General features: G+C 59.0%; 24 protein-coding genes. 10 read left to right on the top strand and 14 right to left on the bottom strand.

What is annotated here, in order from left to right; all coding sequences use genetic code 11:
• Positions 1-140: 140 nt before the first annotated feature.
• Positions 141-629 (top strand): hypothetical protein, encoded by a 489-nt coding sequence (locus IPI58_07615; GenBank protein QQR68703.1) that lies wholly within the window; start codon positions 141-143, stop codon positions 627-629.
• Between the two features lie 44 nt (positions 630-673).
• Positions 674-1,339 carry a hypothetical protein gene (locus tag IPI58_07610; protein ID QQR68702.1) on the top strand — a complete coding sequence of 222 codons (666 nt, stop codon included), beginning with the start codon at positions 674-676 and terminating at the stop codon, positions 1,337-1,339.
• A gap of 308 nt (positions 1,340-1,647) precedes the next feature.
• Here the strand turns inward: IPI58_07610 and phbB are convergent, their stop codons facing one another.
• On the bottom strand, positions 1,648-2,370 hold the full coding sequence (phbB, locus tag IPI58_07605; GenBank protein QQR68701.1) for an acetoacetyl-CoA reductase: 723 nt from the start codon (positions 2,368-2,370) through the stop codon (positions 1,648-1,650).
• An 80-nt stretch (positions 2,371-2,450) separates the two neighbouring features.
• A complete protein-coding gene (locus IPI58_07600; protein ID QQR68700.1) occupies positions 2,451-3,785 on the bottom strand; it encodes a hypothetical protein in 1,335 nt (444 codons plus the stop codon).
• Here IPI58_07600 and IPI58_07595 point away from each other — a divergent pair.
• Complete coding sequence (locus IPI58_07595) at positions 3,775-5,880, top strand: ComEC/Rec2 family competence protein (GenBank protein QQR68699.1); 2,106 nt, start codon at positions 3,775-3,777, stop codon at positions 5,878-5,880. The genes IPI58_07600 and IPI58_07595 overlap by 11 nt on opposite strands.
• On the opposite strand, the gene lexA is transcribed toward IPI58_07595, so the two are convergent.
• The 3 genes from lexA to IPI58_07580 form a co-directional block, all read right to left on the bottom strand.
• Complete coding sequence (gene lexA / locus IPI58_07590; protein ID QQR68698.1) at positions 5,874-6,578, bottom strand: transcriptional repressor LexA; 705 nt, start codon at positions 6,576-6,578, stop codon at positions 5,874-5,876. The genes IPI58_07595 and lexA overlap by 7 nt on opposite strands.
• Before the next feature lie 64 nt (positions 6,579-6,642).
• Positions 6,643-7,620 (bottom strand): endolytic transglycosylase MltG, encoded by a 978-nt coding sequence (gene mltG, locus IPI58_07585; GenBank protein QQR70078.1) that lies wholly within the window; start codon positions 7,618-7,620, stop codon positions 6,643-6,645.
• Positions 7,621-7,841: 221 nt separating this feature from the next.
• Positions 7,842-8,324 carry a hypothetical protein gene (locus tag IPI58_07580; GenBank protein ID QQR68697.1) on the bottom strand — a complete coding sequence of 161 codons (483 nt, stop codon included), beginning with the start codon at positions 8,322-8,324 and terminating at the stop codon, positions 7,842-7,844.
• A 100-nt stretch (positions 8,325-8,424) separates the two neighbouring features.
• Between IPI58_07580 and IPI58_07575 the strand changes: the two genes are divergently transcribed.
• From IPI58_07575 to IPI58_07560, 4 genes are all read left to right on the top strand, one after another.
• Positions 8,425-10,146, top strand: a complete 1,722-nt coding sequence (locus tag IPI58_07575) for a cation:proton antiporter (protein ID QQR68696.1) — start codon at positions 8,425-8,427, stop codon at positions 10,144-10,146.
• A 9-nt stretch (positions 10,147-10,155) separates the two neighbouring features.
• Positions 10,156-10,917 (top strand): methyltransferase, encoded by a 762-nt coding sequence (locus IPI58_07570; protein ID QQR68695.1) that lies wholly within the window; start codon positions 10,156-10,158, stop codon positions 10,915-10,917.
• A gap of 123 nt (positions 10,918-11,040) precedes the next feature.
• Positions 11,041-11,415, top strand: coding sequence for a CZB domain-containing protein (locus IPI58_07565; GenBank protein ID QQR68694.1), 375 nt, complete (start codon positions 11,041-11,043; stop codon positions 11,413-11,415).
• Positions 11,416-11,552: 137 nt separating this feature from the next.
• Entirely contained in the window at positions 11,553-12,134 is a 582-nt protein-coding gene (locus IPI58_07560; protein ID QQR68693.1) for an SCO family protein, read from the top strand.
• Positions 12,135-12,217: 83 nt separating this feature from the next.
• Here IPI58_07560 and IPI58_07555 read toward each other — a convergent pair whose 3' ends face one another.
• From IPI58_07555 to IPI58_07535, 5 genes are all read right to left on the bottom strand, one after another.
• Positions 12,218-13,189, bottom strand: a complete 972-nt coding sequence (locus IPI58_07555) for a threonylcarbamoyl-AMP synthase (GenBank protein QQR68692.1) — start codon at positions 13,187-13,189, stop codon at positions 12,218-12,220.
• 470 nt (positions 13,190-13,659) lie between these two features.
• Complete coding sequence (locus tag IPI58_07550; GenBank protein ID QQR68691.1) at positions 13,660-14,817, bottom strand: OmpA family protein; 1,158 nt, start codon at positions 14,815-14,817, stop codon at positions 13,660-13,662.
• A 278-nt stretch (positions 14,818-15,095) separates the two neighbouring features.
• Positions 15,096-15,497, bottom strand: a complete 402-nt coding sequence (locus tag IPI58_07545) for a hemerythrin family protein (GenBank protein ID QQR68690.1) — start codon at positions 15,495-15,497, stop codon at positions 15,096-15,098.
• Positions 15,498-15,543: 46 nt separating this feature from the next.
• The gene (locus tag IPI58_07540; GenBank protein ID QQR68689.1) at positions 15,544-15,948 is read right to left on the bottom strand and encodes a hemerythrin family protein; all 405 of its coding nucleotides are present in this window, start codon (positions 15,946-15,948) and stop codon (positions 15,544-15,546) included.
• Between the two features lie 107 nt (positions 15,949-16,055).
• The gene (locus IPI58_07535; protein ID QQR68688.1) at positions 16,056-19,361 is read right to left on the bottom strand and encodes an AsmA-like C-terminal domain-containing protein; all 3,306 of its coding nucleotides are present in this window, start codon (positions 19,359-19,361) and stop codon (positions 16,056-16,058) included.
• Between the two features lie 258 nt (positions 19,362-19,619).
• Between IPI58_07535 and IPI58_07530 the strand changes: the two genes are divergently transcribed.
• Positions 19,620-21,278: a radical SAM protein gene (locus IPI58_07530; GenBank protein ID QQR68687.1), complete on the top strand. Its 1,659-nt coding sequence runs from the start codon at positions 19,620-19,622 to the stop codon at positions 21,276-21,278.
• Between the two features lie 132 nt (positions 21,279-21,410).
• Here IPI58_07530 and IPI58_07525 read toward each other — a convergent pair whose 3' ends face one another.
• From IPI58_07525 to IPI58_07510, 4 genes are all read right to left on the bottom strand, one after another.
• Positions 21,411-22,223, bottom strand: coding sequence for an FkbM family methyltransferase (locus IPI58_07525; GenBank protein ID QQR68686.1), 813 nt, complete (start codon positions 22,221-22,223; stop codon positions 21,411-21,413).
• A 46-nt stretch (positions 22,224-22,269) separates the two neighbouring features.
• Positions 22,270-22,605, bottom strand: coding sequence for a ferredoxin family protein (locus IPI58_07520; GenBank protein QQR68685.1), 336 nt, complete (start codon positions 22,603-22,605; stop codon positions 22,270-22,272).
• A gap of 78 nt (positions 22,606-22,683) precedes the next feature.
• Positions 22,684-23,085 carry a GtrA family protein gene (locus tag IPI58_07515; protein ID QQR70077.1) on the bottom strand — a complete coding sequence of 134 codons (402 nt, stop codon included), beginning with the start codon at positions 23,083-23,085 and terminating at the stop codon, positions 22,684-22,686.
• Between the two features lie 242 nt (positions 23,086-23,327).
• Positions 23,328-23,534, bottom strand: coding sequence for a hypothetical protein (locus tag IPI58_07510; protein ID QQR68684.1), 207 nt, complete (start codon positions 23,532-23,534; stop codon positions 23,328-23,330).
• A 378-nt stretch (positions 23,535-23,912) separates the two neighbouring features.
• Between IPI58_07510 and IPI58_07505 the strand changes: the two genes are divergently transcribed.
• Positions 23,913-24,650 (top strand): CvpA family protein, encoded by a 738-nt coding sequence (locus tag IPI58_07505; GenBank protein ID QQR68683.1) that lies wholly within the window; start codon positions 23,913-23,915, stop codon positions 24,648-24,650.
• Between the two features lie 316 nt (positions 24,651-24,966).
• On the top strand, positions 24,967-25,404 hold the full coding sequence (locus IPI58_07500) for a YbgC/FadM family acyl-CoA thioesterase (protein ID QQR70076.1): 438 nt from the start codon (positions 24,967-24,969) through the stop codon (positions 25,402-25,404).
• Positions 25,405-25,472: the final 68 nt, after the last annotated feature.

Here is a 25,472-nt window from a genome sequence, read left to right as displayed (position 1 = left end):
CATTCGAAACAGAATACAAAAATAACGTACTTTTTTTATTCTAATAGCATATTCGTTAACCATTTCTTAACGAATTGGCGCTAGATTGCAACCTAGAGAGCGGATTGTCCTGCTGTCATTGCACCGGGGAGATCAAGGCCATGCCCATGGTTCATTCACGAGATAGGCGATTTTCAGATGTGCCGCATGATGTGTGCCAGACATATTTACCCAAGCAAGGGAATGACAACGCCGTTCTCCCTATTTCCGCACAGGCCGACGAACGCGAAACTTTGCAGCAATTCTACGAGACGCTTTCGGCGCGGCTGGGCGAAGAGGTCGCGTCGAAACTGCAGACCGCTATTCGCGTTTATGCGGCGGAGCCGCGATCAGTTGTTGATCTGCTGAGCTTCCTGCGCGGCCTGGCCGAGTCCGCCTGGAAGATATTGAGTCTCTGGCTCCACAACAGCTACGTCAACCGCGAGATGGGGCCGGCGCGCGAGGATTACATCCAGATTCTCAAACAACGCTTTGACGATGCCGACGCCCTTTTCCAGGCCGTTCTGGCCTTGGCGGAAGAGCTTGGACATGGTCGGGCGCATGACATCTCCGCCCACTCATCGAAAAGAACGGGCACTCAGTCTCGCTGATCTTCTTCATACATGCATCCATCCTCACCGAAAGGATCACGACCATGGATATGAATGTTTTGCAGACCCATTACGGCCCGTCCTTGGCCAAGTTATTGGCGCGGCATTTGACCGAGAGCGAGCGGGTGGCGTTAAGCCCGCGCACCTTGCTGCCCTATCTGCAAGCGCGGGCCAAGATCGCGCAGAACCGTTGGCAAAGCGCGGTGCAAGACGCCTGTTATGCGTGCGAGCCGGTGGCCACGCCCACGCGCCAATTCGGCGCGCCATGCTTATGCGCGGCGGATCCTTGCGTTGAAACGGGGCTTGTCATGGCCACACAGGCCATCGGCGAGATTCTGACCTCCCTGCAAGAACCCAGCGATCCCGTCCATGCCGATATCGCGTATCTGCGCGCGGCGTATCTGGAATGCGAATTGCTGCATGTCCTGGTGCGACACATGACTCCTGCCGCCGATGTGATGGACTTGTTCCCGCAGGATCAAGCCATGGCCTCGACATCGGATCGCCCAGGACGTCATTTGAGCGCGCTGTTGGACTGGGCCGGCGGCGCACAGAATCTGATGCAGGCCAGCGATGACAGCCTGACCGATATGTGCATGCAAATGCGCGGTGAGATGGCGCGGCTGGCAGCAGCGCCGCACAGCGAGTCCCTCGAAAATCTAGCCGCCCCCAGTTTGGAATGGCCAGCCCCCAGACGCATCACCGCCTAGGAATCATCGGCGAGAATTGATGAAGTGGTGGTATGACGAATCTTGGGAAAGAGTCTGCGATTCAGCGTCAGCACGGACGACATGTGATGGATGCCGCCTGCGCGGGCATGACTTGTCGAGAGTGTGGCGCATAGAAACACGGCATGGCTTGTTGTGAGCGAGCCTCTCTTTATGCGTCACTCCCGCGAAAGCGGGAGTCCATCTCCTGTCCTTGCCGAGGGTGCTTTGGTTTAGAATGAATCTGCCTTCGCACCCAATCAAGGCTTGCTGGCCGTGTCTAAAAAATACGAGTCAGCGGCACATCGCCTTTAGTCCATATATTGGCCGCCATTGAGCGACAAGGTAGAGCCGGTGATGAATCCGGCGTCATCGGCGATCAGGAACATCACGCCGCGCACGATCTCGGACGGCTGGCCCAGCCGGCCTACGGGGATCTTGGCGATGATCTTTTTAAGAACATCTTCCGGCACGGCTTGGACCATCTCCGTGTCAATATAGCCGGGGGCGATGGCGTTGACGGTGATGCCTTTGGCGGCATTTTCCAACGCCAGGGCCTTGGTAAAGCCGATCATGCCTGCCTTGGCGGCGGCGTAATTGGTTTGGCCGATCTGCCCCGCCTGACCGTTGATCGAGCTGATATTGACGATGCGGCCAAAGCCGCCCTCGCGCATGCCTTCGATCACGCCGCGGCACATGTTGAAGCACGAGGTGAGGTTGGTCTGGATCACCTCGTTCCACTGGGCGGGGGTCAGGCGGTGCAGCACGGCGTCGCGCGTAATTCCGGCGTTGTTCACCAAGACGTCCACGCGGCCCAATTCGCGCGCCACCTGGGTCAGGCCCTTGTGGCAGGCGTCATAATCGCCCGCATCCCATTTATAGACATGCACGCCGCTATGCGCGGCGAATTCTTGAGCGCGTTTATCTTGTCCGGCATAGGTCGCCGCGACCTTATATCCGGCCACCTGAAGCGCCAGGCTGATCGCGCCGCCGATTCCCCTGGTCCCGCCCGTCACCACGGCTACTCGCGACATGTCCCCCCCCTTTTTTTCTCTTGTTAACGCCTGTATTCAGGCCTTTAACAGACACCTAACCGGACAGCCTTAACGCCAGGTTAACGCCATATCGGGGACTGAGGCACGCCGCCCGTGGCAGGAGCCAGTTTAGGCGCGGGTTTGGGCGCAGAGGAAGGGGCGGGAGCCGGAGTTGAAGGCGTCGCGCCACCAGAGGATGAGCCGGGAACGCCCATCGGATAATACCTCTTGGATATCTCGGCCTGCTGCGCTGCCAAGCAATTCTGCGTGCATGCCGCCTCATTGGGCTGCCCCTGGCACTGAGAGAGGCACGAGTAACGCTGCACCATCTGTTCAGCCATTTGGCGGTCCTGCTCGGGGGTTGCGTAGCGCGGCACCAGACATTGCACCGTACAGTTTTGCTGCTGGGCCGCCGGCAAGCTTTGGCATTTTTGCATGCACGCCTCAGATTCGCCGCCCGAAGGCATGATGGATTGTATGGCGCTGGCCGAGCATTCTTGCATGCAGGTCATGGTCTGAGGCGAATTTCCGCAGCGTGCCGAGCATAGCTGCAGCTTGCCGCCGATATCCAAATCCGCCGGATTGGGCAGTTTCAGGGCCTTGCCCCCCATGCATTCGACCGAACATGTCGCCATGCCGCGCGCATCGTCGGGACATTTTTGAAGACAGGCGTTTTGGTCCGGGGTGATTGAATCGCCCCGTGGCATGTCGGCATTCTGGCGATTGCAGCTTTCCGAACAGGCGATGCGCTCGGGGATCGACAAGCCTTGGCAGCTTTGAGTACATAGGCCGTGGCATTGCAAGGCGCACATATTGTCGCCGAGCTTGCACGATTTGTAACACATGGCCGCCATGCTTTCGAGGCTGGCCGTGCAGGTATTGGCGCAGCCGGGCGCGTCCGAGGCCGAGCAGCTTGCCGAGCATTGCCCCACGCAGCGCCCCGTGCAGCCGTCCAATTTATCGGGGTATGGGCAAGATTGCATGCACTGGGTCATCATCGCATAGACGGGCAGACCGCATGCCGTCAGGCATGACGGATCCTGAAGCGAGGATCGGCACAAGCCGCTGCATGTGCGCAGACATTTCGCGCCGCAATCGGAGAAAGTCAGCGGACCCGGGCATGAGGATAGGCAACGGTCGATGCTGTTGCATGCTTGGGCGCATGGCGAATTGATCCCGCCCACGCATAGAGGCATGCATTGCTGGCCCAGACTCAGGTTGACTTCGGCTGCCTGGGCCGATATCTGCGGGAACCAAACCATCATCGCCGCGACGAAGATCGCGATTCCAAATCCGCGCTTGAACACCGGGCCGTCTCCTGCCGAGGTTGATAGGTCTTTGGGCATCATAGCACTTGGGATGCGGCATTGTGTCAAGATGATCTCATGCCCCCAAGGGCCTAGGATGCCCGGCATTCTCGATCTTTCTGGTCCCGACATGCCACATCCCGAAACCTTGGCCGCCCAGGCTCCCATGCCTGAAAACGTGGATATGGCGGTCCTTTCCCCTATCCTGCTTGGGATCGGCATCGGGCTGTATTTCTCATGGCCGTATGAGCCGGATATCTTGGCCCCGTTGCTGCCTGGGCTGGGATTGGCTCTCTTGGCCCTTATACTGGCTTGGCGCAATGCATGGGCCTGGTTGCGTATCGTGGCGCAAGCCGGCGCGATCGTCGCGGGCGGATTCCTGGCCGCCACCTTGTCAACCGCGCATAACCACACCGTGATGCTGGATCGTCCCCAGCCCACGCAGACCATCGAGGGACGCCTGCTTGACGTGACAACCCTGCCCCAGGGCGTGCGTCTGCTGTTGGATGATCTGGCTGTGCCCTCTTTGCCAAATTGGCATGGACACGCAAGGCTGTTCATGATGACGCCGCCCGATCGCTTGCCCTCTCCCGGCGCGCGCATTCGGTTGAGCGCGCGCCTTGTGCCTCCGGCCGGTCCCGCCGCGCCGGGCGCGTTCGATTATCGGCAATGGTGCTTCTTTAACGGCATCGCGGCGGTGGGCAACGCCTATGCGCCGCTTTTGGTGACTGATCCGGCAGCCACGCCCGAAGATCAAACCGCGATGGCCTTGTTGCGCCAAGCCATCGCCCGGCGCGTCGCCGTGACCTTGAATGGCGATCCCGCCGCCATCGCCGTGGCCTTATCCACCGGGGCGCAACAGGGAATCAGCAAGCCTGTCACCGAGGCCATGCGCGATTCGGGCTTGATGCATATTCTGTCGGTGTCGGGGCTGCATATCGCCTTGGTGGCGGGGCTTGTCTTTTTCTCGCTACGCGCCTTGTTGGCCTTGATCCCGTTTATCGCGCTGCGTTGGAATACGCGCAAGATCGCGGCGCTGGCCGCTTTGCCGCCCATTATTTTCTACACATTGCTGGTGGGCGCGCCTTTTCCGGCCCAGCGTTCCTTGTTGATGGCGGCCCTGGTGCTGGTTGCGATCCTGGTCGGCAGAAGGGCTTTGAGCCTGCGTGTCATTGCCCTGACCGCCAGCGCGATTCTTTGCGTTCAGCCCCACGCCTTGACGCATGTCGGGTTTCAGCTGTCCTTTGCCGCCGCCACCGCGCTGGTCGTCGTCTATAACGCCATGCGGCGGATTCGTGCGCAAAATCTGCGTCGTCACGGCAGCGATCATCGCCCATTCTGGCAAAGGCCGCCTTTCGATATCGCTCTCACCTCGTTGGTGGCAGGCCTGGCCACGGCACCCCTGACCTTGTTCCATTTCCAGCAAATCTCCTGGTACGGCGTGGCCGCCAATGTTCTGGCGGTGCCGCTGACCAGTTTCGTCATCATGCCTGCCTTGACGCTGGCCTTGCTGGCGATGCCCCTAGGATTGGAACATATCCCCTTGATGGTGACCGGCTGGGGCATCGAGGGCATGGTGCGGATCGCACATCTCTTCGCGGATATGCCAGGTGCCGTCACCCGGCTTCCCGCTTTGCCTTTGGCGTCTTTGCTGACCATGCTAACGGGCGGATTGTTCTTGTGCCTGATGCCGGGCCGTTGGCGTCTGTTGGGCGTGCCGGTTATCTTGATGGCGCTGGGCATTGGATTGACCATGCCGCGTCCGGATATGCTGATCGCCGAGGATGGAAGCCTGATCGGCTTGCGCCTGGCCGATGGTCGCCTGGCCCTATCTCGCGCGCCATCTCACAGTCAGACCGCCGATCATTGGCGGCGGCGCGAAGCGGTGAACGCCCTGGCCGATTGGCCCGATATATCCACAGACCCGCTTTTGTCATGCCAAGACACCGGATGCCTGTATCATCTGCGCGACCGCGCTATTTGGCTGGCCGATACCGATCAAGCCCCGGATTGCGCGAGGTTGGATATGGTGGTCGCCCCGCAATCCGACCATACGCCCTGTCCCCATCTTCCCGCCGTCACCCGGTCAGACTTGGCGCGTCACGGCGCATATGCGGTTTATATCGGCCCGTTCTGGGGCCTCAGATGGAACAGCGCCGACCCGTATGGCCCCACACGTCCCTGGCAAACGGCGCGTCAATAACGCCGGATCAATCCCGCCAATTGCCCCTGGATATGCACCCGATCCGCCGGCAATTCGCGCGGCGCATAACGGGCATTGGCCGCTTCCAGAATGATCTTGCCCGCACGGTGGCGCACATGTTTCAAGGTCACGGCCTCTTCATCGACCAGGACGGCGGCGATGCTGCCTTCTTCGACTTGTTCGGTCTGGCGCATCAAGGCCAAGTCTCCATCAAAAATTCCGGCTTCGATCATCGAATCTCCGACGACTTCCAGCACATAATGCTCTCCCCGACCGACCATGGCGGGAGGCACATCAAAGGTCGCAGGCGCATCGCCCGTCGTCTCGATCGGCACGCCGGCGGCGATCCGTCCGTAAAAAGGCAAAGTCCGCGACGAACCGGCCGCCGCCATCGGTCGGGACGCCCCGCCCCGACGGGGCCGCGCGGTGACGCCAGCAAGGACACCGCCTGAAGCAGGAACCAGACCGGGCGTCTTACCCATGCTTTCGGGCAGACGCAAAATTTCCATCGCGCGGGCGCGGTGCGGCAATCGGCGCAAGAATCCCCGTTCCTCTAATGCCGTGACCAGACGATGCACGCCGGATTTGGAATGCAGGCCCAGAGCCTCTTTCATCTCCTCGAAAGACGGCGGCACGCCTTCGGCCTCCAGCCTTTCATGGATGATTCCCAGCAAGATCTGTTGTTTGCGCGTCAACATGCCGTCTCCCCCCTCTTGCCTTAGCCCGTGTCATCGAACAAAGAGCGAATATCTATGTTCTATTTTAGTTCCTCGTTTTCGTCAAGTCCCGCGCGGCCTTGGTGACATGTTCGTTATGATCCTCCAACGTCCGGGCAAAGGCATGACCGCCCTGGCCGGTGGCCACGAAATACAAATCGTCATGCGGCATGGGATCTAAGGCGGCCTCTAATGCCGCGCGTCCCGGATTGGCGATAGGGCGCGGCGGCAGGCCGTCGATCACATAAGTGTTGTAGGGCGAGTTGTGCAGCCAATCGGCGCGGGTCAAAGGACGGCCCAATGCGCCTTCACCTTGAGTCAGGCCGTAGATCACGGTCGGATCCGCTTGCAAACGCATACCGCGCTTCAGACGGTTGACGAAGACGCCGGCGATGCGCCGACGCTCGGCCGCAAGTCCCGTCTCCTTTTCGACGATCGAGGCCATCACCACGGCTTCGTCCATCGAACGATAAGGCAAGCCGGCCACGCGCGCGCTCCACAATTCGGTCACGGCGCGACGCATGGCCGATGTCATACGCGCGATCATCCCTTCGCGGCTATCGCCGCGCGAAAAGCCGTAAGTGTCGGGCAGCAACGTGCCCTCGGGCGGCACGGCGGGGATCGTGCCCGCCAATAACGGCTCGGCACGCACCAAGGCCACGATTTGAGCCGATGTAAGACCTTCGGGAACGGTCAATGAATGCATCACGGTGCGCCCGCCGCGCAATTGCGCCACGATCTGCGCCACGCTGGCGCGCGAGGGAATCAAATATTCCCCGGCCTTCAAGGGCGGGGATTGCAGCGGCCAGTGGCTGGCCATCACGAACAACCACGGCCATTCGATGACGCCTTCTTGGGCCAGGATTTGGCCGATCCGAAGCGTGGGCGTGCCGGAAGGAATCAGCACGGCCTTGCCTTTGTCCAAGCTTCCGCCGGGTACCGGTCCGGGCATGTGGTGCAGATAATCCAGCCCGAACACAGCCAAGCCCAGGCATAGCAGGGTTGCCATCGGCACACCCAGCATAGCCAAAAGAGTTGCCCGGCCCGATTGCGATTCCCGCGCCATTCGTCCCATCCCGTTTATGGATCAGTGAGCGAGGATTCCTACCGGCATTCATCGCGCTACGCAAGAACCGCCGCCGCACCATAAACCGTCTGGCTAACACTCTCAAAAGCTCTTCGGCATTCTTCGAACACTCTGTTTGGCTGGAATCCATGTCCATTCTTGATATCTGCTAACAGATTCTAGGTCCCCTCATCCTCGGATTCACCTTGCGCTCCCTCCCAATCGCTGGGGGGACCCAGGACCTTGATGGCGGTGCCAAAAGCGTGGGTTTCATAGATCGTGGCCACCGCATAGCCGCGACGCGGCGCGGTATAGCGCAAGATGTTGAACGTGGCATGAATCACGGCATCCGCGCCCAAAGTCACCGCCTGTTCTTGAAGCGAGCGAATGGCCGCTTCGGTGGCCAGTGTGGGGGCCATGTCTTGGGAAGGCTCGGACACCCGATAGCCATGGGCGCGTAGCGTGTCGAGGATGGAATAGCGGTACCGCACATCGCCGGTAATCACCCGCACGGATTTAATACGCCGTTCCATATCCTCTTGCATCCGCCGCGCACGGTCGGTGGCCAGCTTGCGTTCCCGTTCCTGCCGCTCATGCTCACGCCGCCGCCGGCTCCGCTCTCGCGCCGCATCACGCAAGGATTGCCTTAGAGAATCAAACATGACACTCCCCCATCGACCCCATCGGGCTGATTTTTCCTTCCCACCCGGAACAAGATGGCGTTCAATACGCTAACCCTATGCGATTCGCCGGAAGCTTGCCATGCATGCCGCGCCTCTTTGGCTGGAAACTCTGCTGATTGTCTTGATGGCGGCCGTGATCGTGGTGCCGCTGTTCCACCGTCTGCGCTGGAGCCCGGTTTTGGGCTATCTGGTGGCGGGGGTGGTGGTCGGTCCGCATGGGCTTGGCATCTTAAAAGACATTGCCCTGGCCGAGACCTTGGCCCATTACGGCGTGGTCTTTTTGCTGTTTTCCATCGGCTTGGAACTGTCCATCGAACGCCTGAAATTGATGCGGCGATTCGTGTTCGGCCTGGGCAGTTTGCAGGTCTTGCTGACCTCTTTGCTGTTTGGCCTGATGGGCTGGCTGGGCGGATTGCCGCCTTTGACCGCCGGAGTGATCGGCGTGGCGTTGTCCTTTTCATCGACCGCCATGGTGCTGCAATTGCTGGTCGAGCGCGGCGAGCTGGTCAGTCGTCATGGCCGCACGACCTTTGCCGTGCTGTTGTTCCAGGATTTGGCCGTCATCCCGATGCTGGCCCTGGTGCCTCTGCTGGGCAATACCTCGATGCCCATCGAAAGCCTGCTGAGCGAAGCCTTTCTCAAGGCGTTGCTGGCGGGCGGCTCGATCATCTTGATCGGACGGTTCCTGCTGCGTCCCGTGCTGCGCATGGTGGCGCATGCGCGTAGCGCCGATTTGTTTTCGGCCACCGCCTTGTTGGTCAGCCTGGGGACGGCCTGGATCGCCCATATTTGCGGCCTATCCATGGCCCTTGGCGCATTTTTGGCCGGGTTGCTGCTGGCTGGGACCGAATATCGCCACGAGATCGACGCCGATACGCGGCCTTACCGCGTGTTGTTGCTGAGTCTGTTTTTTTCGACGGTCGGCATGAATCTCGATCCCATGCTGGTCATGTCCCAATGGCAGCGTCTGGGGCTGTTGCTGCTAAGCCTTTTGCTCATTAAGGCTGCCGTCATTTTAGGACTGGCGCGTGTGTTCCGGCAAAGCATGGCCGACTCGTTGCGTCTGGCCTTGTTATTGGCAGGCGGCGGCGAATTCGCCTTTGTGCTGTTCGCCCTGGCCATGCAAGGCGGGTTGTTTCCGCGCGGCGAAGGACAGATCTTCGTGACCGCCGTGGCGCTGAGCATGGCATTGACGCCCTTATTGGCCGTATTGGCGGCCCGCATGGGCAAGATGGTGGAAAGCCGCCATCTGCCAGACGCGCCGCCCCATGCCCAGGATTCTGAACAGCCTCATGCCGTGATCGCCGGGTTCGGTCGCGTTGGCCAGACGGTGGCGCAATTGCTGTCGCGCTTTGGCATTCGCTTTACCGCCCTCGATTCCGATCCCGAGCGCGTGGCGCAAGGCCGCGACAAGGGATGGCACGTCATCTATGGCCATGCGGTGCATTTCGAAAGCATGGAGGCCGTGGGGGCATCCCATGCGCGCCTGGCTGTGGTGGCCTTTGACGATCCGGTGGCGGTGGAACGCACGGTATCGCAACTGCATCGCGCTTGCCCGCATCTGACCATCCTGGCGCGGGCGAGAGACGAGGTGCATGCGCGCCAATTGCGCCGTGTGGGTGCCGCCGCCGTCATCCCCGAGACCATCGAGGCCAGCCTGGAGCTGTCCAGCTATGCCCTGCGCATGATGGGCGCGGATGCCGAGGATGTGGAAAAGGCCATCGACGATTTCCGCGGCGAGCATTACCGCGATCTTCTGCCCGCCGATGACGAGATCGGCCAAATCATACGCCCACGCTAAGCCCATCTCATGATCACCCGTTTCCCCGCCTCCGATTACAGCGACGATGCCCTGATGGGCGGACGCATCCGTTTGCTGCAACCGATCAAGGGCGAACGGGCGGCCATTGATCCGGTCATTCTTGCCGCCGCCGTGGACGCCAAAGACGGCGATATGGCGCTGGAGATGGGCTGCGGCACCGGCGCGGCGGCGTTGTGCCTGGCCTGGCGCGTACCGGGATTGCGGGTCATGGCCTTAGAGCGGCAAACGGATCTGGCCGCATTGGCCCAAGAAAACGTCCGCCGGAACGCGCTGGATGATCGCGTGCAGGTGATCGGCGCGGATATTCGGCACAATCCTTTCCCTTCGCGCCAGTTCGATCATGTCTTGGCCAATCCGCCATTTTTCAAAGCCGCCGCCCATAGCGCATCGCCAGATGCGGCGCGACAAAAGGCGCATCGAGAGGCCGAAGATACCTCTTGCGCCGATTGGATCGGGGCCGCCGCCCGCGCGCTAAAACCGCGCGGCCAGTTGGTCTTGATCCATCACCCCGAACGCATGGCCGATATTCTGTCCGCCCTGACGGCCCAACATTTTGGCAGCATTCGCCTGTTCCCTTTATGGCCAAGGATAGACCAAGCGGCGGTGCGGATTCTGGTGACCGCTTGCTGGCAAGGCCGCGCGCCTTTGCGCGTCTTGCCAGGATTGACGCTGCATGACGGCGTCGGCCCGACCTATAGCCCCGCCGTCCAAGCCGTGTTACGCGATGGACAAGGCCTATTGGTCGTGTGACCCTCGTTAAGAAACCGCCTCTCTGGCAGCCGTAACATACAGGAATGATTAACATTTACCCTTTCTTAGAGATTTTATCTCTAGCTTGATATCTGCAAAAGTCTCCATCACAAAGGTGATCCCATGGCCAATCTTGACGAACAGTTGAATGGTGCCATTCTGGCTCATGCGAAGTGGAAGACACGGCTGCGCGATGCCCTGCAGACAGGGAAATGCGACGTGTCGGTGACGGATGCCGGAAAGAACAATGTCTGCCCCTTCGGCCAATGGCTGTATGGCAGCGAGATACAGGCTTCCGACAAAAAGTCGGCACATTATGAAACCGTGTGCAAACTGCATACGGCTTTTCACCAAAAAGCTGCCATGGTTTTGGATATGATTTTAAAGGGCCAACGCGCCGAAGCCGAGAAACACATGCAAACCGAGGGCGACTACACCAAGGCCTCGGCCGACCTGACTCACGCGGTAACCGAGTGGAAGAGCAAGCAATCCACTTGATATTGTTACATATACAAAAATAGTCCTATATAACCAAGACCTAGCCTATACCCATCAAGATTTTTTTGCCTGCGACAAATTGTACCGCGACCTTTCGTAACCTTACATTGATCCGTTTCGTGCTTTAAATTGAAAGCATGAAAGAACATCGTACATGGCGGAGTGTGCTGGCAGCGATCATCCTTTTGGGGGTGGCGCTGTTGGTTGGGCGCGATCAGGTCATATTGGTCAACAAGATGGAGGAGACCGAGCGAACCTTCGTCTCGACTGATGGACATTTCGTGACAGCAGAACAGTTGAAAGGGCGTTACTTTTTGGTGTTGATGTCGGGTCAAACCTGTAAGGCCGAGTGCCAGACCGCTTTGCACACCATGAGCGATGTTGTAGCCAAGGCCAACGCGCCGGCGCATATATCCGCCGAAGCGCTGCATATCACCCTGGCTATCCCGACGCGCTCATACGATGCCATGGCCCAAACCGTCAGCATGACAGGCATGACAGGCGTGAGACGGTTGACCGGCAGCGCGTCCGCGATGAGGCATCTCACGCGCAAATGGGGCGTGCCCTGCGAGTTGGAAAGCGAAGCCAGCAACGATATTCCGCCCACCATTCATCTGATCGGTCCCGAGGGTAAGCTGCGCGACACTTTTTCGCATGTCACGCCAACATCCGTCCTTTTGGCACGGCTTGACGCCTTGGCGAATAAGACATCGCCTTAATCCTCGGGGCGCATTCGATACGGGATAGGTATGAGCAGAACGGCCTATCATTCGTGAGAACCACATTTCGTGCAAACAAAGGATCAGCGTGGCGCGGCGCTTCGGCGTAGGCGGTCATTGAGGGCCTCGCCTAGGCCCTCGGATGGAATGGGCATCACGGCGATTCCGCGTGCGCCGCAAAGGTCCAATTCATGCAGTTTAGCGAATAGGTTGGCGGCGGCTTCGATCAGGTCGCCATGAGGGCTTAGGCTGGCGCGGGCGCAACCGCCCATGATCCCCATATCCGGGCCGAAAGTCAGCAAAGCCTCGTCGCTTTCCGCCGATACGGCCTCAAGGCGCAAGGGCAGAGTGGTGGCATAGTGGCTGGCCAATTGGCCGGGCGCAGTCGGGCGGTCGGGGTCTATCAGGGACGGCGCATCGACCAAGCGTGCCCCAAGGGCGTGTTCGATCCGCTTTCTGGGCAACCCGCCCGGGCGCAACAGCACCGCATGCTCGCCCGTCAAATCCACGATGCTGGATTCCAGCCCCACGACACACGGGCCAGCGGCCAAGATAAGGGCGGCTTCTTGCCCCAAGGAACGGGCTACATGGGCGGGAGTTGTGGGACTTAACCCGCCCGAACGGTTGGCACTGGGCGCTGCCACCGGCACACCGGCCCGATCCAGCAGATTCAATGCCACCGGATGCGCGGGGACACGCAGGGCTAGGCTTGGCAATCCCGCACAGGCCAAAGGATGGATAGGGCAGTTCTCTTGCCGAGGCAGGATCAAGGTAAGAGGGCCAGGCCAGAAAGCCTCGGCCAGAATCTCGGCCCGGCGGTCGAAACGCCCCAGACGCCGCGCCTCTCGCGCACTTGGGACATGCGTGATTAACGGATTGAATTGTGGACGGCCCTTGGCCGCGAAAATCGCCGCCACCGCTTTGCCGTTGGTAGCATCCGCCCCCAACCCGTAAACGGTTTCCGTGGGAAAGGCCACCAACTGGCCCTGCCGCAAGGCTTGGGCCGCCGTTTCTAAAGATTCATCGCTGATCATGTGCAACATGCGCGGGATCATATCGTCTCAAATGATATATCGGAAGATGCCGAATGCACCTGTCGGCAAATTCTGACTAGACCCTTAAAAATCATAAAGAAGTTCTTGGCAAATGCTGACGGAACGGGAATCCAATGCTGCCCATGGAAAGGCCCGCCATTCACAAACAGTACGAAGCGGGGGGATGGGAATGGCTCGTGATGAGCTCTGCCAATAAGAATTCCTTTTCCTGTAAGTCATCCTCACATGATCTCCATGTCCATCTCTTTTCCTTGCCATCGGCGCTTCGCTTAGCCCCCATCGTAACAATCTAGCGTTTTGATATTTGTGAATAACGTATAGGCAAAATAGAAATGGGCATTTCAAACATGTCAAGGAAAGTGACAAACCAACACATCACAACAAAAGACCGCCGCGACTTTCATCGCGACGGCCTCTTGATTCTTTTGCCTAAGTTACCTCAGGCTCCGGTCAATCAGAGATTATCTCTCTTAGTTGCCGGCCTTGGGGGCTGACTTGTGGCCCTTGTGAGTCTTCTTCACCGCAGCCTTGGGGGCTTTGGGGGCATCGACTTCGATGACCGCGCGGCGGTTCTGGGCCTCGCGGACGCCATCGGCGGTCGGGACCAGTGTGTCGTTCTCACCAACCGAGCGGGTGGAGATTTCAGCAGACTTCACACCGTGAAGAACCAGCTCAGCCTTGACGGCCTTGGCGCGCTTGGCACCAAGAGCGGCATTGTGCTTGGACGAGCCAGAGCGGTCCGTGTGGCCGACGACCTTGATCTTGGCCGCACCACCCGAGACGATGTTCTTGGCAACCGTGGCCAGCACAGCCTTCGCCTGGGGCGTCAGCTCGGCTTTGTCAAAGTCGAAGAACACCATATAGGTGCTGGGAACGGCCGGAACGACGGGGGCCTGCACCACCGGGGTCACCGGGGGTTGAGCCGTCACATCGCTCACCGCATCATCGCCACCGAAGTTGTAGCGCAGACCGGCGATCACCGAATGAGCCGCATAGTCGGCACGGCCATTCACGCCAGCCGTCGTCGTATCAAACGTGGCGTCTTCCGTCGCGAAGTAGCGGTAGTCGACCGTGGCGGTCCAGCTGTTGGTCAGGTCAACGCCCACGCCACCAATGGCCTGCCAAGCGAAGACAACATCATCGCCCTTCAGGAAGGTGCCGCCGGGAACGCCGCCAACACGACCATTGCGGTCGGCATCAACAAACGCACCACCAACACCGGCGCCGACATAGGGCTTGATGTTGCTGGGAACGCCAAAGCCGGACAGGTCGAAGTCATACAGCGCATTGGCCAAGAAGCCGAACACGCCAAAGCTGCCGCGCGAGTCGGGACCCGAACCGAGGCCATGTACGCCATCGATGTCCGAGTAACGGTAGCTGAGTTCGCCTTCAGTCCGCAGACCGTTGCCGAAAGCATAGCCAAGGTTACCCAGGCCCACGATACCGGTGTTCTGGTCCAGACGGTTCTTCACGCCACCCACGCGGGTTTCGCTGTCTTCGGGGAACACGGCGCCAAGGCCAGCACCCAGATAAACGCCCTTGGTCTGCTCGGCATGGGCTGCCAGAGGCAGGGCCACCGAAGCAACGGCCAATAGGCTTGCAAGTGTCATTTTACGCATCGTCGTCATCCTCGTTCTCTTGTTGAGGGGCAATAAATGGGGGAATCGGCCTTGTGCCTTCCGCTTCCGTCAATTTTCATATCATGCTCTGGCCGTATGTTGTCAGGGTTTTTTCAGACCATGAGGGCTTTTGGCCTCTATTGTTGTAATTAAGCAACTCGCGGGGAGGCCGCATATCCCCCCCTCCGGAAATCACGGCCTCCCCGCTCCCCGCGCGAGCAGGGATTCCAGAAACCACTCCCCGACATCTTACAAAAAGGTCGGGTTATTCCTACAAAGAAACAAGATCAGCTTTGGTGCGTCGCCAGATAGGCCCCCAGCGCCCGATCGTCCCCTTGGATATGATCGGTCAGCCATTGGCGCAGGAAGTTTAAGGTAGCGATGGTCACAACGGACTCGTTATTGGCCTCGCGGCGCATCAGGTCCGCCGCTTGCTCGATCAAGGCCACATGCTTGGCGTGATGATCCTCGTAGGCCGGATATTTCGTGGCCTGCATATAGCTTTCCTCACGCGCGAAATGCGTCCTGGTATAGTCCACCAGCTCCAACAGAACCGTGCGGACGGCTTCGCGCCCCTTCTGTTTGTTCATCTCCTCACATAAAGTATTGAGCAGGGCGATCAACTTCTTGTGGTCATTGTCAATTTGTGGATGCCCCACCGAAAAGCTGCTGTTCCATTCAATGAGCATGTGACATCTCCTTTCCGATCCTGTCTTATGTTTCGACACCTTGCGGTCAAAGCCGACGCGCCGCCAGATAAGCGCCCAACGGCTTGTCATCACTGACGATGTGATCGATCAGCCATTCGTGTAGGAATTTGACGGTGGATTCCGGCACCGTATCCTCCCTGTTCTCCTCCAAACGATGTGCCAGATCGACGACCTGCTCTAACAAGACAACATGTTTCGCGTGGTGATCTTCATAGGCCGGATAATCCGCATCCCGCATATAGCCTTCCTCACGATCGAAATGCCCTTGGGCTTGATTCAGCAATAGGCGCAAGAGGTCATGCAAAACTTCATCGCTTTCGTGGGTCAGCATCACACGACACAATATATTGATGATCTCGATCAGGCATTTGTGATCCGAGTCGATCCTGGGATGTCCCACGCAGTACTTAGCATCCCAATCGATCAGCATTACGGGCCACTCCGGCTGACAACACACCTCGCACAGATTAGGCGGAAGTGGTTGATGGCCGATTAACCGCGCGATAAAAAATCATCGTTAAGATCGATCGATGCCCATTAACGAAGAGGCGGCGCGGACGGAGCAGGCTTGGCGGCTTCTGGACGCACGAAGACAGGCGACTCCTTGCCCGCATTGTCCGATCCCATAAAGAACAGATTGCGCAAGAACCCCGGGGCTAACACGCTGACGGGATTGATCTGCAGCTTGGGCGCATCCAAATCGCCCGTCATGGAATAGGTCGCCGCGAACAATCCCTGCCCTTCCCCGCCCGTCAGCAACGTCCCCAACAAGGGGATCGAACCTAAAATATGATTGAGGAAATAGACCGGCACCACCGTGCCGCGCACATCCAGCCGCGATTGGCCGATATCGATCGTGCCATCCGCGCTCATGCCCAACGAAGCCCCGGCGGTGCGACCCTCGACCAAGGTGATGATTTGCTCGCGCGGTTGCCAGACAAAGCGGCTGTCCAGGCGATCAAAGGCGATCCCCTCGCCGCCCACAAGCTCGGCAAGGCCAATCGGCGACACGGCACCCACCAGCTGCGCCAACCAGGGCAAGCCCTTCAGGCGATACGAGGTCCCCGATATCTTGCCTTCCAGGCGGTCGGGCGGACCTTCGGCCGTGGCCGAAACCGCGCCGCCCACGACGCCCTTGCTCCATCCCAATGCGCGCAACAGAAGGCCCATATCCGAGATGCGGATATCCAAGGCCCGGCGACCGGGCGCGGATGTGCTGAATCGGGCGCTTAAGCTACGCTCGTCATTGATCTTGCCGGTCAATTGCCAGGCCGACCACGACCCGGATTCGCGCGCGGCTTCAAGACGCACATCGCGCAACGCGCCAGACTCGAACCACACCTGCTCCATATCGGCCTGCACGCGCAAGGGCGTGGGCGTGGCCGGGGCAGATGCCGGTGCGGCGGACGGCGCGGACGGCGGCGTCTTCTGGTCCACGGCAACCTCGGCCTCCAAAGAATCCAACCCCTCGCCCGAAAACAGCCCTTGGGTATCCAAGGAGCGCCCGGCCAAAGTCACATCCAGTTGACCGCCCACCCGCCGCAAGGCCACCGTCATATCGGTGCGGCCATGGCGCACGGTATCAAGACGCAGGAAATCCAAGCTCCCGTTTTTGGCGATGCTTAAAGCCCCCTCGACCTTCATCTCGGAAGAGTCCAAGCCCGCCATCAGACTGAGACGGTCCAAGGACACGCCGCCCTGCCGCGGCAAGGTGATCTTCAAGGACAACGCGCCCGGAGAACCCGGTTCCTTGCTCCATGCCAACAAGGGCACCGACAGGCTGGCCTGGGTCAAATCGCCCTGCGCCGCCACCCGCGCCTCGCCCGAAGGCAGAGACTCATAGCTCAAATCCAGCCCCATCTTGCCGTTCCCGCCCCGCAGGCCCGGCGGCATTCCGCCCACCATCTCCAAGACCTGAGCCAAACCGACGCTGCCCTTGACGGTCAGTCGGCGCTGCCAGGCCGGAGCGGCGGCAGAAACGGGATCCGAAGAAGAAGCCTCCGGCAGAAATTTTTCCTGCCAGGTCATGGCAACCGGCTGACCGTTAAGGAGGACGGGGCCGCCCAGCTCCATGCCCTGGCGGTCTAGGCTTAATGTCAGATGATCGGCCTGGGCCAACAGGCGCGGCAACACGCCTTGAGCCTGCACGTTCTTCAACTTAGCCTTGGCGGCATAAACCAACTGGGAGGCGGGCAGGTCGCGCAGCAAGGGAAAGCGGAAATCCAGCGCCAATTCCTCGATCTGCCCCGAGAAAGCCTTAGGCCCCAGCCCCAACGAAGACAGATATCCCAAACGCGGCCTATCCAAAATATCCAGCACGGGGGCCAAGGGACCAGAGAGTCGGGCGAACACCTCCATCACCTGTTCGGGATCGGACAAGCCGCGAATGGTCAGCTTGGACGAGGGCGATAGCGGCAGGTTTTCAATTTTTCCAGCCAAGACATCGATATCAAAGCCGTTCATGTCGAAACGCGCGAAGGCCTTGGTTTCCGTTACATCGGGCAAGCCTTCCATATAATGGACACGCACCCCTTCGATCGCGACGGTTCCCGACAAACCCGCCACGCTGACCGGTTCGCTGCCATCGGAAGGAGTCTGGGTAAAGCGGCCTTGAATCTGCATCTGGGCCTCGCTGAGCCGGCCTTCGTGCATATTGGTGATGATCCAATCGCGCGCGTTGGTTCCAAAGCCCTGAGGCCATAAGCGGCCCAGATCGTCCATCGGCACATCGGCCACTTGCGCCTGGCCAGACCATTCCCTGATTCCCTGCTGGGCTGGTCCGGCATCGACCTGCGCCGATAGGCGCGCGGGACCTTGCCGCAATTCCATCCGCATTTGCGCCGGACCTTCATGCGCTACGGCCAGCGACAAGGCCAGATGATCGAACTCCACCTTACCCCGCGACGCGACACCGGCTGTCTCACCCCCGGCTGTCTCACCAGGGATATCCACGCGCCCGGCCTCGGCTTCAAGTTTGGCCTGAACCTCCATCACCTCGCCATCGGCCGACAATCGCGCCTGGCCTTGCCCTGAAAGCGGAGACGTCACCACCCCCACAAAGGGCGATAGATCGGCAGGCAAGGGCGCGTTCAGCAAAAACGCGGGCAAATCCACATGACGGATCGTCCATTCCGTGCGCACATCGCCCCCTTCGCGTCCTTGACGCAAGCTGGCGCGAATATCGCCCTCTTGACCAGGACGGCGCAGCCACAAATCGGCCACCACCTCTTGCCCTTGGCGCGACAGGCTGACCGAAGGAATTTCCATGTCCCAGGCCGCTTGATCGGGCCGGGACTCATCCCGTATCTTCACGCGCGCGGCATTCAAGCGCACTTCCACCGCAGGCACCGCCGCCAATAAGGCGCGAAGTCCTAGGCCCGACGATTCTTGCTGTCCTTGGGCTTGTCCAGGATCTGCGGCATCCGTCGCCAACAAAGACCATGTGCCGTCCGCGCGCCGAATGATCGTCATGCTGGGATTGTCGATTTGCAGCGCCGCCAAACTGCCGCCGCCGCCCAGCAACGCCGCCAGATTAAGGCGCAGATCCAAATAAGACCACGCGGCCAAAGAGTGCCCCGCCATGTCCTCTAACCGAGCATTGGCGATGCGCAGGCGTATATCCTGATCCTGACGCACCAATTGAACATGCGGCACGGCGACCTTCAGACCGCGTTCGGGAACGCTGAGGGCCTCGGCCAGATACGGGGCCAGCACGTCCAAGGTCACCGGCCCCTCGCCCAGACGCCAAGCCAGACCACCGGCCAACACCAGCGTCACCGCCAGCACAGAGGCCACGATCTCGAACGCCACGCGGCGGATAAAACGAAACGGTCTGGCAGGCATAGAGGCGGGGGAACTCCGAGGAAACAGGGCATCAAGACCTAAGTCGGTTTGACGCTTGAGGCCGATATCCTATTTGTCGCCTGAAATGGTTAGCAAAGTCCATCCTTTAGGCCCGTGGCCGTCCTATGCCCATCGATGATGATTCCGAAACCACCATGACCGCTACGCACAAGTCGTGTCCTTAACCAAGGCTTTACCATGGGACTCTAGAATTCGCACGAGAAGTCGCAAAACAAGCCGCGAATGAAGAGGCAAGACATGATGTACCGCGATCCCAACGCCGAGTCCGGCGTGGCAACAGCGCCCGCCTGGGCTGATCTGATCGAGGTACCGGCGGCGCATCACCGCGAAGCGACGCGACCGGAATATGTTTCGGATGATACGCTGACCTTAGAGCCAGCCTTTGCCCTATGTCTGACGCGCCAGGCGGCCATGCTGCGCCTGGACGGCATTCGCCCGGCGCAAGGACGCGAGGTCGCGCTTCCCATCACTGCGGTGATCGAAAGAGCGGACGGGCGTCTCCTGAACCGGGTCACGATCCGCTCCTGGGGAGAATCCTTTGGCGCGCGACTTGAAATCATGCTGTCCGGTGACCGGGCGATCGTGCGGCTTTTCGCCGGCGCCGTCGGGACGGAAGCAGAGCAAACAGCGTTGTCCCCCGACACCCGATTTGTCTTCGACGGCATCCGCAGCACGGACTCCATCCGGGATTTCGTGATCGCGCCGCTCAAATGCTATTACCCCTTCAATTTCATGGGCGTGACCGGACAAGGCAGCATGTATCCTTGCGCCTGCCCCGGATGGCTGAACCAGTACAACAGCTATGGCGGCATACGCGAATCCGGCGTGATGAAAGGCGCGTGGAACGGCCCCCATATCCAGGACATGCGCGACTCGTTCTATTCCGGGCGCTATGACCGGCATTGCCGAACCGAGATATGCCCGGTCCTGAACAGCCCCACGCCGCAAGCCCCCCCGCATCCCGACATTATCGAGCAGATCAACGCACGCGCCAAGGTTCTGACCACCGGCCCGCAATATGTGCTGCACGATATCGACGACGGGTGCAATCTGGCTTGCCGCATGTGCCGAAACGCGAAGATTATCGTCAATCAAGAGCATGTCGATGCGGCAATGCAAGAGCTGGACGAGATCGTTGACCTTGGCCAGATGGAACAATTCAATACCAGCAGCAACGGCGAGCCGTTCATCTTCAAGCCGTTCGTGGAACGCATGAAGAGCGATTATTTCTCCTCGCGCGGCATACGCCTTGGCATCACCACCAATCTGACACGTTTCTCCGACGAGCTGATGGAGGAGATCCGCCACAACCATTTCGAACGCCTGTCCGTCTCGGGCGATGGCTGCAGCAAGGAAAGCTATGAATTTGTGCGGATCGGCGCATCGTGGGAGACGTTTGAACGCAATCTAAAAGGCCTGAAGCGCTGGCGCGAAGAAGGCGTGATCCGGCATATGCGCTGGAACTGGGTGATCCTTGAACCGAACATCAAGGAACTCGACCGCGCCGTGACCATGGCGCATGAGATAGGCTTTGACCAGATCGTCTTCATCACCCAGAACTATGCCGCCAATATCCGCAACGTGTTCGAAGAATGCGACTTTGCGAAACTGGACGAAGCCTATGACCGCCTGGCCAGCGTCAACGCCTTTGATCGCGCCGATGTCGATATGCATTCCGCGCATGTTTTGCGCGATCGGGGCTATCGAACCTTGTCCTATGTGGCAAGCATGGTGGAAACGCAGGTCCGGCGTTTCCAGATCACCGACGACAAGGCTAAGACGATCATCGCTATGGCGATGGACGAGATGGCCGCCGGCCGCCTACGCCCCGGCAATCCCCTCGGTCCGCACGAGACGCAGATGCTGAACCAACTTGGCTTCCGTTATCCGGGATAGGCCTGTTCGTTAGGCTGTCATTACCTGATCTTGCGGGACAGATCTTTGATCTGTTTTCCCATATCCAAACTGAGCCACCGGGATTGTCATCACCGCCTCGTCCGAATCCGTCGAAGTCGACCGAGCCAGCGCCTAGGCCTGATGAAAGCCGTGGTGATAGCTTCCATCGAAACGCACGATCTGCGAGGGATCGAAAGCGGCCACAATATTCGAGAATCGGAAATTGCGAACGATGTGCTGATACATGACGATATAGCTCTCGCCCGGATCATGCAGATTCATATAGGAATCGCCCTCGACCGCATAAAGGATGGGGAAAATCGAGCGGAGAAAATCGAAGAACTCCGGAACGCTGAGGCGTTGGAAGGCGTTCAGGCACCAATGGTTCAATTCCAAGACCACAACCGGTCGGTGCTTGCGCAAGGTCGTCCGCCCTCCCTTGATCACGTTCATCTCAAACCCTTCGACATCAATCTTGATAAAATCGACCCTTCTAAGCCTCAAAGATCGCACCACATCGTCCAATTTTCGGATGGATATCCTTTCCATGACATGCCCCGAAGATGGCTGGGTTTTGTCCGATATAAACGCGCCCGCGCGCATGTTCGGACTGAAGGAGAGCGGCATGGTCGCCTTCTTAATGCCTAGACCGATATTATGCGCGTGGACCTGCGGCATCCGGGCCTTATCGATATTTGTTTGCAGCAGATTGAAGGTGCTGGGCGACGGCTCGAAAGCGTGAACCTCCCTGGCCTTGCTGCCGTAAAAAAGCGCGCAACAGCCAATATTGGCCCCGATATCCAAAACCGTATCGCCCTTATTGATGACGACGTCGAACAGCTTGATCATATGCGGTTCGAAATCCTGGGCGATGTGCTCTAGATAACGGTCGTCCGAAGTCATCTCGTGGATGGCGTCGCCTATCTTGATGTCTTTGACCGTCATGCTGCCTGGCTCCGCCAATCCGGGATAGGAACCGAATGCAGCACCATCAGCCACCGGCCGGCTTGGGACTGAAATGCTGCTTGAACTTATCCGCGACACCCTTATAGGAATCGGCGTCCTCGGCATGTGGCTTCTTGCGGCTGATATTGGGCCATTTGGCCGCGTATTCCCGATTGACCTCGACCCAGCGCGGCGCATCGGCATGAGCGTCGGTGATGATGGCCTCGGCCGGACATTCCGGCTCGCACACGCCGCAACTGATGCATTCATCTGGATTGATGACCAACATGTTCTCGCCCTCGTAGAAGCAATCCACGGGACAAACCGACACGCAATCGGTGTATTTGCATTTGATGCAGGCTTCCGTGACGATATAGGACATGATGCGCGACTCCCCCTGATAAATCCGTGTGTATGGTTTGATGTGTGTCGTTGGTTCTAGCACGAGAGAAGGCGGCTGTCAGCGTGGTGGATGCGCGCGAAAGACGAAACGTCGGCTGGCCAAGAAATTGACCCCTAACCCCGCCACAGATCCGGCGGCCACACCCCACAAGGGTTGAGCCTTCACCATAGGAGCCAAAGCGACAAGCAGCCCATACACACTGTAATTGACGGCAAAGCCCACGCCATTGGCCGCCAGATACCGCGCCCATTGCCGCAAAGGCGCGCCCCGATCATGGCGTTTAAAGGTAACATAGCGGTTCAAAGCCCAGTTCCCCGTGGCCGCCGCCAAGAATGACAGCAGCCGGCCACTATAGGGATCAAGTCCCAACCCATGCACCGCCATCATCAAGACTCCCATATCAACCAGCAAACCCACCACGCCGATCGCGGAAAAACACGCCAATTCCCGCCAAGGCATAGCCTTGGCGAAACGGTGCCATACGTTTTTTCTGTGCTTTTGCCGCGTCATGGGTGTGATCTTTCCCAAGATTCCTTATCGGACGCAAGGCCTTGGCATATCTGACGCTCCCAAAGAAAAGGAGCCGTCAGGCTCCGTTTTGGCATCTTCCTGCCAGGTCTTCGTTGTCCAAATGCGAACCGCCGACCCGGTTCCGATTGTCTTGATCGGAATGGATCGGCGGTTACTGAAGAACAGAAAGACTACTTCTTCGCTGCAGCCTTCTTGGCGGGCGCCTTCTTGGCGGCCGGAGCCTTCTTCACGGGCGCCTTTTTGACAGCAGTCGCGGTCTTCTTGGCCGGAGCCTTTTTGACAGCGGTCGCGGTCTTCTTGGCGGCCGGAGCCTTCTTCACGGGAGCCTTCTTCACGGCTGTCGTAGTCTTTTTGGCCGGAGCCTTCTTGGTCACCATTGGTATCTCCTGTTGTAAGGTCGCGATGTGAGACCAGTAGTCAAATGCTGATAAGGTCACGTTGTCTCGTCAATCGTTAAGTCAAAAAATTAGTCGTAAGCATAGAAAAAGACATGATATCTCCCTTATGAGTTGCAGATAGGTCACTATTTTGCCCTGTCAAGCGTTTTTTTTGGTCCCCGAGATACGAACTGTAGTCACACAGCACCTCAAAACGAATCACCTTTAGATTGGGATGATTCGCGTCTCCACCTGTTACATACCGTCAAAATATTCCCGTACAGAAACATAATCATGTTTTTTCTGACACCTCGTGGCGCTTTAAGAACAAGCGCGTTAAGCTGTATCGTCTTGTCTTGTCAATAAGGACCTTTCGCCATGATGGCCGTCGATATCATTGTCTTGAGCGTGGTTCTGTTGTCGGCTTTGCTGGCATTGGCGCGCGGCTTGTTACGCGAAGTGTTTTCCCTGGCCGCCTGGATCGGCGCGGGCGTGGTGGCTTACGCACTATTCAAAGATGTCTCGCCGCTGGTGCGCGCGCATATCTCCTCCCCCAGCATTGCCGATGGGGTGACCGCACTGGGCCTATTCGCCATCAGTCTTTTGGCATTGTTGATCGTAGGGCATTTGATCGCCGGGCTGATCTTGCGCGGCAAGGCCATCGGCATGATCGACCGGACGTTGGGCCTGGTATTCGGCGCGGCGCGCGGCGCGTTGATCATGACTTTGGTTTATCTGGGAAGCACATGGATATGGCCCCCCGCCCCCGAAGATTCTACGCCGCGTTCACATGGGACGCTCACAGCGGTCCGCCAGCCGCCCACGACCGAGCCCATGGGCAACACGCCTCATACTGTTGAAATGTCCGTGGGGAGCAAACAGCCGATATGGCTGTCCAAGGCCCAAACACGGCCATTCCTGGCCGATGGCGCTGCGCTTCTCGTGGAATGGATGCCCACCCTGGCTCCGCCTAAACAGGAGGTCAAACCCGCGAACGCGCCTGCGCCCCCCTTCAATCTGCAATTGCCCATGGGCATGAAACTGGTTCCGGCACCCACAGAACCGCAGAAGCAAGGGGCACCTGATCAGCCGGGGCAAAGTCAGCCAAGCCCTTAGCAAGGACGTTGCGCCGGTTATTTGGCGCTCTTACACCGGCACACCAAGGCCGCCTCAAAATCTGGCAGAAGGCCGCTCTGCCTTTTCTATCCTTGCTGATGAGGCATTGGGTTCGAACGTCTCTGCACGCGCGACAATCTCGGGCATCTAGAGATTAGAGGATATGACAAGAAATGTTATACTGGCCCTATGAAGATGAGCCACAGCAGAACCCCGCCCATGATGTTGGCCCTGCCGGGCTTGGACGCGGAAAGCGAGGAGGCCGCCCCACCCGCTTTGACAGGAATCTTGTGACATGACATCTCCCGCATACGAAATGCCCCCCACCGGATTCTGGCGCGATGAGCGGCATATATTCCCCGTGCGCGTCTATTACGAGGACACCGACACGGCGGGTGTCGTCTATTACGCCAATTATCTGCGCCTGATTGAACGCGCACGCATGGAATGTTTGCGCCTGCTGGCCCCTGAGGTCTTGGCGCAGATGGATGCGGCGGGCTTGGTGCTGGCGGTGCGCCGATGTGTGATCGACTATCTATCCCCTGCCCGCTTGCACGACGCTTTGCATGTCGTCACTTGCGTTCAAGAGGTCGGCGGGGCCAGTTTTTCCCTACATCAGATGGTCCGGCGCGAGGAAACCGACCTGGCGGACGCCAAGATACGCCTGGTCTGCATGAAACTGGCCAGCGGCGCGCCCGCGCGTCTGCCTAATTCGTTGCGCCAGGCATTGCAAATGCGGGCCGAACAACTCTAAATAGTGTTGAGATCATAATATTACCGTCTTATTGATTAATGCCTATCATGCGCATATTATCCTTCGCC

The sequence above is a fragment of the Alphaproteobacteria bacterium genome (assembly GCA_016699305.1).
Classification (GTDB): Bacteria; Pseudomonadota; Alphaproteobacteria.
Note: the sequence above shows the minus strand (reverse complement) of the source record. Positions and strands in the feature narration are given on the sequence as shown.

What these genes read in the sequence shown, in the direction of transcription:
- IPI58_07555 (QQR68692.1), bottom strand. Translation starts at nt 13,189, where the DNA reads ATGATCCCGCGCATGTTGCACATGATCAGCGATGAATCTTTAGAAACG.
- IPI58_07530 (QQR68687.1), top strand. Translation starts at nt 19,620, where the DNA reads ATGATGTACCGCGATCCCAACGCCGAGTCCGGCGTGGCAACAGCGCCC.
- IPI58_07515 (QQR70077.1), bottom strand. Translation starts at nt 23,085, where the DNA reads ATGCCTTGGCGGGAATTGGCGTGTTTTTCCGCGATCGGCGTGGTGGGT.
- IPI58_07565 (QQR68694.1), top strand. Translation starts at nt 11,041, where the DNA reads ATGGCCAATCTTGACGAACAGTTGAATGGTGCCATTCTGGCTCATGCG.
- IPI58_07505 (QQR68683.1), top strand. Translation starts at nt 23,913, where the DNA reads ATGATGGCCGTCGATATCATTGTCTTGAGCGTGGTTCTGTTGTCGGCT.
- IPI58_07510 (QQR68684.1), bottom strand. Translation starts at nt 23,534, where the DNA reads ATGGTGACCAAGAAGGCTCCGGCCAAAAAGACTACGACAGCCGTGAAG.
- IPI58_07550 (QQR68691.1), bottom strand. Translation starts at nt 14,817, where the DNA reads ATGACGACGATGCGTAAAATGACACTTGCAAGCCTATTGGCCGTTGCT.
- IPI58_07525 (QQR68686.1), bottom strand. Translation starts at nt 22,223, where the DNA reads ATGACGGTCAAAGACATCAAGATAGGCGACGCCATCCACGAGATGACT.
- IPI58_07610 (QQR68702.1), top strand. Translation starts at nt 674, where the DNA reads ATGGATATGAATGTTTTGCAGACCCATTACGGCCCGTCCTTGGCCAAG.
- IPI58_07540 (QQR68689.1), bottom strand. Translation starts at nt 15,948, where the DNA reads ATGCTGATCGATTGGGATGCTAAGTACTGCGTGGGACATCCCAGGATC.
- IPI58_07545 (QQR68690.1), bottom strand. Translation starts at nt 15,497, where the DNA reads ATGCTCATTGAATGGAACAGCAGCTTTTCGGTGGGGCATCCACAAATT.
- IPI58_07580 (QQR68697.1), bottom strand. Translation starts at nt 8,324, where the DNA reads ATGTTTGATTCTCTAAGGCAATCCTTGCGTGATGCGGCGCGAGAGCGG.
- IPI58_07570 (QQR68695.1), top strand. Translation starts at nt 10,156, where the DNA reads ATGATCACCCGTTTCCCCGCCTCCGATTACAGCGACGATGCCCTGATG.
- IPI58_07615 (QQR68703.1), top strand. Translation starts at nt 141, where the DNA reads ATGCCCATGGTTCATTCACGAGATAGGCGATTTTCAGATGTGCCGCAT.
- IPI58_07600 (QQR68700.1), bottom strand. Translation starts at nt 3,785, where the DNA reads ATGCCGGGCATCCTAGGCCCTTGGGGGCATGAGATCATCTTGACACAA.
- IPI58_07595 (QQR68699.1), top strand. Translation starts at nt 3,775, where the DNA reads ATGCCCGGCATTCTCGATCTTTCTGGTCCCGACATGCCACATCCCGAA.
- mltG (QQR70078.1), bottom strand. Translation starts at nt 7,620, where the DNA reads ATGCTGGGTGTGCCGATGGCAACCCTGCTATGCCTGGGCTTGGCTGTG.
- IPI58_07520 (QQR68685.1), bottom strand. Translation starts at nt 22,605, where the DNA reads ATGTCCTATATCGTCACGGAAGCCTGCATCAAATGCAAATACACCGAT.
- IPI58_07500 (QQR70076.1), top strand. Translation starts at nt 24,967, where the DNA reads ATGCCCCCCACCGGATTCTGGCGCGATGAGCGGCATATATTCCCCGTG.
- phbB (QQR68701.1), bottom strand. Translation starts at nt 2,370, where the DNA reads ATGTCGCGAGTAGCCGTGGTGACGGGCGGGACCAGGGGAATCGGCGGC.
- IPI58_07560 (QQR68693.1), top strand. Translation starts at nt 11,553, where the DNA reads ATGAAAGAACATCGTACATGGCGGAGTGTGCTGGCAGCGATCATCCTT.
- lexA (QQR68698.1), bottom strand. Translation starts at nt 6,578, where the DNA reads ATGTTGACGCGCAAACAACAGATCTTGCTGGGAATCATCCATGAAAGG.
- IPI58_07535 (QQR68688.1), bottom strand. Translation starts at nt 19,361, where the DNA reads ATGCCTGCCAGACCGTTTCGTTTTATCCGCCGCGTGGCGTTCGAGATC.
- IPI58_07575 (QQR68696.1), top strand. Translation starts at nt 8,425, where the DNA reads ATGCATGCCGCGCCTCTTTGGCTGGAAACTCTGCTGATTGTCTTGATG.